Source organism: Pedobacter sp. KBW01 (assembly GCF_003852395.1).
Taxonomy (GTDB): domain Bacteria; phylum Bacteroidota; class Bacteroidia; order Sphingobacteriales; family Sphingobacteriaceae; genus Pedobacter.
In genome coordinates, this window is record NZ_QAJQ01000007.1 from 241020 (window position 1) to 252485 (window position 11466).

The 11466-nt window shown below is 41.3% G+C and carries 10 protein-coding genes; 2 read left to right on the forward strand and 8 right to left on the reverse strand.

The window, feature by feature from the left end:
- Window positions 1-21: 21 nt before the first annotated feature.
- Both DBR40_RS07800 and DBR40_RS07805 read right to left on the reverse strand, forming a co-directional pair.
- Window positions 22-249, reverse strand: a complete 228-nt coding sequence (locus DBR40_RS07800) for a hypothetical protein (RefSeq protein WP_124559187.1) — start codon at window positions 247-249, stop codon at window positions 22-24.
- The gene (locus DBR40_RS07805) at window positions 249-653 is read right to left on the reverse strand and encodes a response regulator transcription factor (RefSeq protein WP_175634355.1); all 405 of its coding nucleotides are present in this window, start codon (window positions 651-653) and stop codon (window positions 249-251) included. The genes DBR40_RS07800 and DBR40_RS07805 overlap by 1 nt, the downstream gene beginning before the upstream one ends.
- Window positions 654-1099: 446 nt before the next feature.
- Here DBR40_RS07805 and DBR40_RS07810 point away from each other — a divergent pair, with 446 nt between their 5' ends.
- Window positions 1100-3364 carry an ATP-binding protein gene (locus DBR40_RS07810; RefSeq protein ID WP_124559189.1) on the forward strand — a complete coding sequence of 755 codons (2265 nt, stop codon included), beginning with the start codon at window positions 1100-1102 and terminating at the stop codon, window positions 3362-3364.
- Window positions 3365-3415: 51 nt separating this feature from the next.
- Here DBR40_RS07810 and DBR40_RS07815 read toward each other — a convergent pair whose 3' ends face one another.
- Together DBR40_RS07815 and DBR40_RS07820 are read right to left on the reverse strand one after the other, a co-directional pair.
- Window positions 3416-4150 carry a glycosyltransferase family 32 protein gene (locus DBR40_RS07815; RefSeq protein ID WP_124559190.1) on the reverse strand — a complete coding sequence of 245 codons (735 nt, stop codon included), beginning with the start codon at window positions 4148-4150 and terminating at the stop codon, window positions 3416-3418.
- Entirely contained in the window at window positions 4147-5673 is a 1527-nt protein-coding gene (locus DBR40_RS07820) for a lipopolysaccharide biosynthesis protein (protein WP_124559191.1), read from the reverse strand. Before DBR40_RS07820 ends, DBR40_RS07815 begins: the two co-directional genes overlap by 4 nt.
- 110 nt (window positions 5674-5783) lie before the next feature.
- On the opposite strand from DBR40_RS07820, the gene DBR40_RS07825 reads away from it, so the two are divergent.
- Window positions 5784-6533 (forward strand): glycosyltransferase family 2 protein, encoded by a 750-nt coding sequence (locus DBR40_RS07825; protein WP_124559192.1) that lies wholly within the window; start codon window positions 5784-5786, stop codon window positions 6531-6533.
- On the opposite strand, the gene DBR40_RS07830 is transcribed toward DBR40_RS07825, so the two are convergent.
- The 4 genes from DBR40_RS07830 to DBR40_RS07845 form a co-directional block, all read right to left on the reverse strand.
- Window positions 6525-7451: a glycosyltransferase family 2 protein gene (locus DBR40_RS07830; protein ID WP_124559193.1), complete on the reverse strand. Its 927-nt coding sequence runs from the start codon at window positions 7449-7451 to the stop codon at window positions 6525-6527. The genes DBR40_RS07825 and DBR40_RS07830 overlap by 9 nt on opposite strands.
- A gap of 51 nt (window positions 7452-7502) precedes the next feature.
- Entirely contained in the window at window positions 7503-8726 is a 1224-nt protein-coding gene (locus DBR40_RS07835; protein ID WP_124559194.1) for a glycosyltransferase, read from the reverse strand.
- 91 nt (window positions 8727-8817) lie between these two features.
- Window positions 8818-10017 carry a glycosyltransferase gene (locus DBR40_RS07840; RefSeq protein WP_124559195.1) on the reverse strand — a complete coding sequence of 400 codons (1200 nt, stop codon included), beginning with the start codon at window positions 10015-10017 and terminating at the stop codon, window positions 8818-8820.
- A complete protein-coding gene (locus tag DBR40_RS07845) occupies window positions 10001-11458 on the reverse strand; it encodes an O-antigen ligase family protein (protein WP_124559196.1) in 1458 nt (485 codons plus the stop codon). Before DBR40_RS07845 ends, DBR40_RS07840 begins: the two co-directional genes overlap by 17 nt.
- Window positions 11459-11466: the final 8 nt, after the last annotated feature.

Consider the following 11466-nt stretch of genomic DNA (forward strand, 5'->3'; position numbering starts at 1 on the left):
CCTTTTTTTTAGCGTTTCGAGCTAAGAAAGCCCCCCGTTCGACAGAATTTCGCTATTGGAAATAACAGCTGCAATATTGAGCTGCTTTTCTGTCCATTCGTGTACAAGCCTTAATCCATTTTCAAAACGGGCGATTTGCATGTCGCCAAAATTACAGGCATCGAAATCAACGTGCGAAAAATCAGTTTCAACCCCCACCAGGGCAATGATTGGTTTATTTGTCAGATCGGGCCTTCCAACATTCTCCATTACGAAAGATTTTTACCTGCGCGTCTTAATACCATTTTTATCCTCGCTTCAAGCTCAGCCGGATTAAAAGGCTTAATTACAAAGTCATCTGCCCCTGCATCAAGACACTTAATCCGTTTATCGGAACTTTCCTCACCCGATAGGATCATAATCGGTAGCGAATGAAAAAAATCACTCACTTTTAGCTGTTCAATTAATTCCAGCCCATTCATATTCGGCGTATTCAGGTCGGATATAATCAGGTCGGGAATATTTCCACTTTGCAAAAAAGTTAATGCACTCAATCCGTCGGGTCTTATATCTATCTGGTAGTTGGCTGTGAGGATCTCCTCAAGTATTGCTTGCATAAACTCGTCATCCTCAACAAGGAGTAAACGAGTTTTGGGGTTGTTGGTTTGGGTCATGATAGGGACTTATTGCAACGGATTGATTTTCAATAAAATCGGTTTAGAAAAGACAAGTAGTTAAACAATTCTAGACGAAAACGGTTTTCTCTACTATCACTATTGCCAGTTTTACATTCAAAACTAAAAACTGAAATTTAAATAACAGTAGTCTGTATTTGATGATATCAATGTCGTTGTACAATTATAAAAAAAAATCACATTAATCCCTATTATTTTCCCTAACGTTGAAAGAATAAATAACACGCTGTGAACGAGCAATATATCTTATAAAAGCGAATAAAATTCCTGTATCAGAAAGCAGTTAACTCCTGTACGGATAGCCTTACCATGGCGTAGCCGGGTTATTAACCACAAGAATCGGGCTTTTGGATACGAAATTCGTTCGGGTTCTGTATTAGCGGATTATTTTTTTATAAATTTAGCCAGTTATAAAATCTATCTTGATGAACAGCTTTTCCTTATCCCTTGATCCCGCTCAATTGAGCAGGCTTTTCCCTTATTTTATCCTGGTGGATAGCGATATGAAGATACTACATATTGGCGACAAACTGAAAGATATTTGCGCAGATTGCCAGAATGGAAACCTGTTTGATTATTTTGAATTTCCGGGATCGAATGACATGGGGCTACCTCGTATCGGCGAATCCCTCTTCACCAGCCTCAGACACACAGGAGGTAAAATAAAAGGCAGCTGGGAAAAGTCTGCAGGCCAGCAACTGTTATTTTTTGCTGGCGAAAGCTATAACCAAAATGATGCTGGCGAGATAAATGGGAAAAACAATACCACGGCAAATACGCTATCATTGCCAAATATCCACCATTTCGACAGGATTCTCGGAAATATGGGTTTTGGTTTTATAGAGATGGACTCTGAAGGCAGGATAAGGTATGCCAATAAGCGGTTCTGTACCATGTCTGGCTATGATCTGGCCGGAATGCACCACCAAATGCCTGATGTATTTTTTAGCAACGATTTTTTCTCTAAGGATTATACCGGTGAGGAATTGGAAGAAACAGATGCTGAATTACATGAGATTGTATTTATTGATGCAGAGGGCAATAAAAAGTTATGGTTGGCTGGCCGTGCTATAAATTACAACGAAAGGGACGAAAATATTGGCTGGGCAAGCATCTGTTTTGATGTAAGTGAGCACAAAAGTTTTGAGCAGGAACTGATTACGGCGAAAAAAGATGCAGAACGCACAGCCGCTATTAAGGCCATGTTTCTGGCCAATATGAGCCACGAAATCAGAACCCCGATGAATGCCATTATCAGCATGGCCAACCTGCTTTCTAAAACCACGCTAACTGAAGAACAGGATTACTATATCCAAACTGTACAAATGGCTTCAAAAAGCCTTTTAGTCATTATTGATGATATTTTAGACCTCTCTAAAATTGATGCAGGAAAACTCAACCTGGAGCACATTGGTTTTAGCTTACCAATGGTATTTAGTGAGGTAATGCAGGTGGTTACCCACAAGGCTATAAAACGCGGACTGGAAATCAATTACCTTGCGCCAATAGATATCGAAATATCGTCGGTACTAATTGGCGACCCTTACCGGATAACTCAGGTGGTATTGAACTTAATGACCAATGCCATTAAATTTACCGAAAAAGGTTCAGTGCTGTTAACTGCGATTGTAAGAGAAGATAGCGACACTTACCAGGAAATTGAAGTTTTGGTGAAAGATACCGGGATTGGAATGGATCCTGAATTTTTAAGTCGACTGTTCGATAACTTTAGTCAGGAATATGAATCTGTAACACGCAAATACGGCGGCACAGGTTTGGGCATGAGCATTTCGCAAAAGCTGGTTGCACAAATGGGCGGTTATTTCAATGTAAAAAGCCAGAAAGGTCAGGGCTCAGAAATTTCCTTTGTTATCAAACTCGAAAAGGGTAAAACCACCGATGTACCTACAGAAACAAAGGTAACGCACAATGAAGATTTATTTGCAGGACGTAAAATCCTGATTGTAGATGACAACGAAATGAACAGGCTGGTGGCTAGCACCGTTTTACTGGGCTATGGTCCACAGGTAATGATTGCCGAAAATGGCGAAATAGCCCTTGACATGCTGAACGAAGAGCCCTATGATATCATTTTAATGGATATACAGATGCCTGTACTTAATGGCTATGATACAACCAAAGCCCTAAGGGCGCGTGGCTATACCGGAATAATCATTGCACTGACCGCCTCGGCCATTGAAGGTGAAAGGGAGAAATGTTTGGCCGCCGGAATGAACGACTACATTACCAAACCTATAAATGAAGAGCTGCTGATTGGCGTGATCGATAACTGGATTCAAAAAACTGCAAACCCTGTTGTTGCTCCTGATATTGACTTACCATTGTACAGCTTAGACGGGCTACGTGTAATTAGTAAGGGACGCGAGGATTTTGTGACCAAAATGATCGAAATGTTTTGCGGGCAGATACCCGATACTTTAAAGCAACTCAATCAGGCCAGCGCCGATGGTGACCATGAACAGTTATCTAAACTGGCCCACAAACTCAAGTCTACCATCGATCATCTGGCCATTTCACCACTTCAGCGTACTATAAGGGAAATTGAAGCAGTGAACGAGGGTAATACCTCTGCTCCTAAATTAGCCAAAATGATTGCTGAGGTAAACGATGTGCTTAACCAGGTGATGACAGAACTCAGTGAAGAAATTGCCATCAGAAACAGCCAATAAACCAGCTTTGGCAAGGATAGATTGAGGAAATAAAACAAGCCTTTGGGGATTTCAGCGCCCCCGGAGCTTTCTATATATTTTGGACAGCGAATCAGATACCCTTTTCCCAAACAGGCGGTTGGATAGTTTACCGATTAGGCTATAATCCGAACCGGAAATCCACGAGGCTGCAAAATGATGAATACAATAGGTATTTGCTGTAATTTTTAGCTTCAGGGTTTTCCAGCTTTTGGGACTAAAAAACTCACTGGGATAAATAGTACAATAACCATCAAGCTGCTGAAAAGTGTTATTTAACTGCAATCCCTTTTCTGCTTTCATAAACGCTGTTATGCTTTCGGTATTCGGCATGGTATCTGGCTTTCCATTTTGCAGATAAAAACTCCTGTTGTCATAATAAGCCAATAAATCATTTACCCAGCTGCTATCCTTCGTGCTTCCCATAATTGCTGATGAAAGCAAAAGGTTATCTTCAAACCCTGTAAAGGCTGTATTGCCAAGCATACTATCATCCAACGGCTTTAAAAACTCAACATCTGTATCGAAGTAAATGCCCCCCATATTTTTCAGGGCATATAAGCGACAAATATCTGAAACAAAAGCAAATTTACGCTCGCGGTAAGCCTCTGCACTATACTGGTAACTATTTACATCAAAATTCTCCTCATTCCACTCTACAATGCGATAATCGGGAAGGTATTTTTTCCACGATGCCAAACAATTGGACACAAGCTCGGGCTTCTCTCCTTTACCAAACCAGCAGTAGTGGATTATTTTAGGTATCATAACTTCACTTTATTTAGGATCTTCTTATAACCTTCTGCTAGTGTAGCCCGATCAAACTGCATAAACAAGGTAATTACAAGCAAAATGAGCCCGATTAGCAGGCAATTCAGGATAAAGGTAAGCCACGATGTAACCGTAATCAAACCCATACTTCTCCAACCATAAGTTATTGCAATCAGCAATGTAAAGCCCGCTAATCCCCTCACAATCTTAAAAAAGAAGTAACTCCTTTTCTCTTTCAGGCAATGTGCGGCATAAATGGGCGTGAAAGTAAGGTGACTAAACACTCCGCTTATTGCTGCCGCAACCGGAATGGCATATATACCAAGGTTGCTGTACAGACAAAGTAATATTACCAGTACAAAATTCAGCACGGCAATAAAAATGCCCCAGATGGATGCAATCCTCAGTTTATTGGTGATGATAAAAACATGATGCACCGTTTCTACCGTGCCATGAACAATGAAGGGTAACAAAGTTATCACAGAAAGGAGGTGAAGTGCACTGGAATCCTGGGTAGGCAGCCATAGCCTAAAAAAGTCGCCGCCATAAACAAAAAACACAGCCAGGGGCAATAGTACAACTATAAAAATAGCCTTAAACGACAAGTTAAGTGTACTTTTTAGTTTCCCCATATCTTCCTGAGCATAGGCTTTTAGCATTTCGGGTAGAAATATGGGCACAACAATTCCCAGCAGGATATAAATTGCATTGGGTATAAACTTGGTTAACGAAAGAAACCCCATACCTGAAGCACCAAAAAAGTGGTTTGCAATTAATAAATCTAATTGGGTATTGATTACGTTCGACAAGGCAATTATAGAATTCCACATGCCGAAACCTGCAATCAGCGAAAGTGCACCCCACGAGAAAAATGATCTGTCAATCACCACTTCAGGGAGAAGCCTTTTGGTAAGCCTGTAATTTGCAAAACACATGTAAATTGCTGTTAACACCGTTACCAGTCCCAGAAAATAAATTTTAGGCTTAAAAAGATAAAACAGGAATGCAACTGCGCCAAGTTTCACCACGTTGGATATAATATTGATATAGGCAAGCTTATCGAATCTGTTGACGGCAAATGCCGCAACCGAAAAAACAGCTGAAGAGACATTAATCACCAGGCTGAAGAAAATAAATACAAACAGTAAGCGCACATCATCAAAAAGGCCAGGCGGAATATCGAGTATATTGTTAATAAACAGACAAAATAACGCGCTCAATATAATGAAACCGAGCGATATCAGCATGTTGCCAAACAAGATGGAATTGAAATAAACATTCACTTCTTTGATATCTTTTTTCTCGAGGCTGATGGTGATATACCGGCTCGACATGGAGTTTAAGGCAGTGGTGATAATCCCAGCGTACATCACAAAGTTATTGGAGAGCGGGAAGAAACCATAAGCCTCTTTACCCAGGTGTGCCACGATATAAGGCGTAAGAAAGAAGGAAATCCCTACACCCGAAAGTGCACTAAAAAAATTGGAGACCAGGTTAACAACAAAACGTCTTCTATCCATATCAATAGCAGCCCTAAAGTAATGGTTTTATTTGAATATCATCGGTGCCCAAACGCATTATCACAAAATTTTAGCTATTTTGTCAAACGAAAAGACATAACCTAAAGAGATTGGAGCCACTTGTATCAATTGTTACCCCCTGCTATAATTCAGCTGCCTTTATAACGGAAACACTCGATGCAGTAATTTCGCAGAGCTATACTAACTGGGAATTAATTGTTGTAGATGACCGCTCAAGTGATGATACCTGCCAGATCGTTGAAGCGTTTGCCAACAGGCACAATGGTATCCGGCTGATAGCCCTAAAAGAGAACGGAGGAGTTTCGAATGCACGAAATATAGGTATGGCAGAAGCGAAAGGCAAATACATTACGTTTTTGGATAGTGATGATATCTGGCTTAAAGATAAACTTAGTCGTCAGGTAAGCTACATGGAAAAGGAACTCCTGCCCCTTACATTCTGTGCCTACAAGCGCATTAACGAACAGGGTAAAGTAATTTCAGGTCAGGTTCCGGTTCCCCATACGGTAGATTATAACGCGTTGCTCGCGCACAATGTGGTTATATTTTCGACTTCTATGATGTTAAAAAGTGCTATTGGCGACTTAAAGTTTAGCCGGGCAGGCCACGAAGACTGGATCTTTTTACTCAAACTGCTAAAACAGTGTGGTCAGGGCTATGGCATTAACCAACCTCTCGCCTATTACCGGGTAAGACAAAATTCGGTTTCATCGAACAAACTCAAAGCAATTGGTTATACCTGGAAAATATTCAGGGAAAGCGAAGGCATAGGTTTTCTCAGATCGGCAATCCTACTTGGGAGATATGCTGTTTCTGCCAGCCTGAAAAGATTAAGATGAGCTTTTACCGGGTAATGCCAGTCCCAGGTTTTTGCTATGCTTTTTATGTGTAAAATTCCACCAAAGCCCACTGAGCACCTGTTTCGCTAAATCCCACCTCCCCCTGGCAAGATAAGCCAACACTGCTTTTGGACAGGCGATAAGACAAAAATACATTGAGAACAGCAAAGTAGTAATCCAGCCAGTATTTTTTCTGATAAACAGCATCCTGTTCCTGGTCATAAAATATACCTTAAGTGGGCTTTCCTTTCCCACACTAACAGATTCCTTATGGTAAACATGGGTTTTTCCGGTAAACCAGATCTCTTTGTCTATCCGTTTGAATTTCTCGCACCAGTCGAGTTCTTCATAATAGAGAAAATAATTTTCATCCATTAACCCGGCATTCAACAGATCTTCTCTGCGGCACATCACAGCTGCCCCATGGCAAAACGCCGTGCTATAGCTTTGACCGAACTGCCCATGGTTACGTTCAAACTGGCCAATATAGGCATTTCTTCCTGTGACATAATTTAAGGGCGTAAAACCAGCGTACTGAACCAAATCCTGCTGATCGAAATAAAGCAATAAGGGCGATAGCAGTCCTATTTTCTCATTGGCCTCCAGTTCGGTTTGCATCGTTTCCAGACAACCTGCCGGTATTTCGGTATCGTTGTTCAACAGCAGGATATAATCACCCTTGGCTTGCCTGATCCCCAGGTTATTTCCGCCTGCGAAACCGAGGTTTTCTACCGAACGGATGTATTGGATATTTTTAAAATAGGGTGTAAATATATCCGACTGATCTTGATCTGCACCATTATCCACCAGTATAACTTCAACATTTGCTGCATGGTATGACCTGCTGATAGACTGCAGTAAAGCAATAGTTACTGCCGTTTGATGGAAATTAACGGTGATAATTGAGGTCAATGGCATATCTGACGTAAATATTTAAAATTTTAATGAACAATGTGAGCAGATTCAATATTATGCATCTCTGGATTTCAGCAAACCACCTTCAACAGCATTTATGGCCTTATAGATATCCCTGGCATTGGCCTCCCAGGTATGCGTGCCGGCAAAGTTAATCCGCTCGCGCTCCAGTGCCGGACTATCCTCCGCTAACGCTTTTTCGGCTAGCTGCAGGTATTCATCCTTCGTCGATGCCAGGTAAACATGATCAGCAAAGATATCCATCGCTTCAGTTCTGGTAGCCAATGTAGGTTTACCCATGGCCAGATACTCATCAATTTTACGTGGGTAATTACCGATGGTAAGCGGATTGATTACCTGAGGGTTGAGGCAAACATCGAAGCCCTTGATATATGCAGCCAGCGTTTCGGGCTTTTTAGGTCCCAGAAAAAACACATTGCTTAGCTTATGGAGCTCGCTCCTACTAAAATCTTCATCCTGTGGCCCTACCAATACCATATTCCAGTCAGGCCTTTCTTTTGCCAAATGCAATAGTATCTTTTCATCTAGCCTTATCGATAACAATGCCCCAACATAGCCTAAAACCGGCTTTTTGATAGCAGAAAGATCTGAGGGTATCTCGAGTGCCTCGCCATTACTGAAAAGCGCCAAATCGCAACCCTGCCCAACGTAAAAAGAATTCGGATTATATTTTCTGCAATAGCTTGCCAGATAAACCGAATTGGCTACGCAAAGGTCACTTTTTGCAATCAATTCGGGTTCCATGTAAGTACCATGCCGCATCCAGTACGGTGTGGCTACAACATTATCTCTTGAATAATAAACGCTTACAGCAGGCTTCAAAAGCTCTTTTAAATGAAAGCTTCGAAAAATATCGTTATCGTTAAACAGGACGAAATTTTTAAGGCCCAAGTGTTCAGCAGCATCGCGGATTGATTTGGCAAACCGGGCATTGTTGATTTTATTTAACCATCTGAACAGGCCTTTGAACCTGATCCAGTTTACTGATTCTATGATAACCTGGGGATTATAAATCCACAGATTGGCTGATACTTCAGTTAAAGCTTCTTCCCTGCCGGCAATAACACGTAGTCTTTTTTTTACGCCTTCTGTATTGCGCTGCAACAAGCTCGTTTTTCGATCTAATGGTGCATTAACATATAATACGCGGTTGTTTTTACTAAACTCGAGCGCCAAATCCTTACAATTGCTACCAATGGGAATATCCCAGGGTTGTTGCCCCACAATGATAATGTCCCTGTTATTTAAAATAGCCATTGAATTATGGTTTTGGTGTTTTTATTCCTTTAATAAATCCGAAAATGCCAGCAATTGCACCGGTAATAATCAGTAATAATATCGGCATAACTTAAGTTTTATTTCCCCCTGTACCTGTATTTTGATGAGGCGTAGCTAAATTTGATTTTTTAACCTTACCGATGCTAAACAGCGCGATAACCATTCCAATCATTGCCCTTGGTATCTGCCAGATGGCAAGATAAAGCCTCTTATCCCTGTAAAAACGTCCCGGGACTGAAATCAGCAGGGTTAAGCATATACTCATGAATAAAGTTAGCCATAATCCTTTTCCCGGCCCCAAAGGGTTAAAAAAAGATTGAAACGCCATGATAAACAATAATCCCAGCAATAATATGCGTGGCATTAACATAGTTTGTACCGTTTTATTAAAGAATTCTACATTGCCTTTAAACAGCTCCCTAATACCTACCATGGTATATGTTCGCAAAAACTCAATCTGCGAAGCAATCCACCTGGTTCTCTGGGTGGTAAATACACTGGCACTGCTCACTTTTTCGTCGTAAACAAAAATATCATTCAAATAGCTAACTTTTACCTTGTCGCTGGCAATAAGGAAGTCCATTTTTTTATCTTCACCAACGGTATCACCTACATTTTTTAAAAGCGTATAAAAATAGCTGTAATCAAAGGCCATTCCCGATCCGATAAGCGCAGGTGAAAGTCCCAACACTGCTTGGCCCTTTCGATATATGTGATTATTCACCTCTTCGTTGCAGGCATCCAGAAAAGCAAAACTGGTATTTAGGTTTTTCGCTGTACGGTGCAACTGAACAACTTTAGCCCCTTGATGAAACGAACTATTTATAGCCTGCAAGCATGCTGGCCCCATTAAATTATCAACATCAAGCACTACAGCGATATCAAATCCGCGGTTTTTAAGCTTTTCAATGGCATACAGCAGGGCTTTACCTTTGGTGCTTTTCTCAAAAAACACCTCAATTACCTCAACTCCCATTGCTTTGAGCTGCTCAATCGTTTCGGGCATTAATCCGTCGGCTATCGCTACAATTTCAAATTCCCCTTCATAATCATGTGCAAGTGCTGCCCTGGCGCTTTCTATTATTACCTCATCGGCATGATAGGTTGGAAACAGCACTGCTATTTTTTTATAGTCAGTAGCATGTTTTTGTGTGCCCGGCAAAGGAAAAAGCCCTGCGAATGCAAAAAATGCCAGGTAGAGGCAATTAAATGACAGATAAGCAGCCAGAATCCACAACAGCAGGTGTATAGTTTTATATATCAGTTCCATCCGATTTTAGTTGCATTTGCTGTTCATCAAGCCCCGGCGCTATAAAGATAAATGACCACGACATAAACAAAATTACTGATGAGGGCATTCCGTTCATTACCTCATTGCCATAACTGCAGATAAAACAGGCCACAGTACCTGCGGTAAGGGCAATCATTTTCACTCTTAACTTTGGATCGCGGATTTTCCAGGCAATCCCACCACACTTGCCAATAATATAACTGGTAAGGGCAAACCAGATAAGCAATCCTACTACACCGTACATTACCCACACTTTTACCCAATAACTATCGGGTGGTATATTGGCTATGGGCTTATCGGCATTGTAGGTCGTTCCGTTCATACCGCTCATACCAAGACCTGCGCCAAAGGGCAAATCTTCGAGCAGGCTCTTTAGTTTATGTTGATTATCCAGCCTAACGGCCAATGAAGCATCCTTCGGGTTCAATGCACTCCTTAAGCGGTTAACCTGAAAAATATGATCGCCAATAGTGGTATACTTTAACACGCCAAAACCCGCAGCACAACAAACTACCCCAACAATTAACACCTTAAAACTCCTGCTTAAAAAAAGGGCTGAAAAAAGCCCGGCAGCAAGTGCAAATAAAGCACCTCTGGTACCCGATATAGCCATGCCATAAAGAAAAGCAACCCCAAAGAGGGCAAAAATTACTTTTTTTGTAAAACTGAAAGGTCCGGCGGCCAACGTTAATGCAACTACGGCCATAATTGCCTGAGAGGCACCAAACTGTCCCGCATCCGAATACATGGAAAATACGCGGAGTTTGCCGTTGATAATATGTGTACCTGAATTACCAGCGTTTAACCAGGTCTGTTCGCCCGGGGAAACGCCCAGATAAAGCTGTTTCATTCCATATAGCGTAGCAACAAGCGAAAGCCCTAAGACTGAGATGATAAACCTGTTCAGATCAACCATTCTGTTAAATAACAAAAATACAAAGGGTGCTATTAGCAGCCAGCTCAACGCTGCAAACCTCAATTCGTTAAACCAGGCTGCGAGGCTGCCACCATTCGGATTTAAGACCTGTAAAAAGCTAATAACAAACCAAATAAGCGCAATTACAACATGCTCATTTTTCAGTTTATCCCAATCGAATTTCTTCATATTAACCAGCATGCTGGCCCAGGTAAGTACCAATATCCCGTCGAGGGCAAGACCAACCGGAATATTTAAAAACGACTTTACCAAAAAACCCAGGATAAAGCAATAGGTTAAATATACCCAAAATCCTGTGCGGGGATTGCGAAATAGGGCAACTATGAAAGTGCCTAATGCGGCGATAGCCAATACCAGCAATGGTCCCAAAATCCCAAATGAATAGGTAGAAGCTACCACCAGAACTGAAAGGCACAGGGAGACGATAAAAAATATAATCTTTTTTTTATGGTCAAAAATGTACTCATTTAACTTTTTAAGCATAGTAGCTG

Coding starts and splice junctions, on each gene's coding strand:
- DBR40_RS07800 (WP_124559187.1), bottom strand. CDS start 249: ATGGAGAATGTTGGAAGGCCCGATCTGACAAATAAACCAATCATTGCC.
- DBR40_RS07805 (WP_175634355.1), bottom strand. CDS start 653: ATGACCCAAACCAACAACCCCAAAACTCGTTTACTCCTTGTTGAGGAT.
- DBR40_RS07810 (WP_124559189.1), top strand. CDS start 1,100: ATGAACAGCTTTTCCTTATCCCTTGATCCCGCTCAATTGAGCAGGCTT.
- DBR40_RS07815 (WP_124559190.1), bottom strand. CDS start 4,150: ATGATACCTAAAATAATCCACTACTGCTGGTTTGGTAAAGGAGAGAAG.
- DBR40_RS07820 (WP_124559191.1), bottom strand. CDS start 5,673: ATGGATAGAAGACGTTTTGTTGTTAACCTGGTCTCCAATTTTTTTAGT.
- DBR40_RS07830 (WP_124559193.1), bottom strand. CDS start 7,451: ATGCCATTGACCTCAATTATCACCGTTAATTTCCATCAAACGGCAGTA.
- DBR40_RS07835 (WP_124559194.1), bottom strand. CDS start 8,726: ATGGCTATTTTAAATAACAGGGACATTATCATTGTGGGGCAACAACCC.
- DBR40_RS07840 (WP_124559195.1), bottom strand. CDS start 10,017: ATGGAACTGATATATAAAACTATACACCTGCTGTTGTGGATTCTGGCT.
- DBR40_RS07845 (WP_124559196.1), bottom strand. CDS start 11,458: ATGCTTAAAAAGTTAAATGAGTACATTTTTGACCATAAAAAAAAGATT.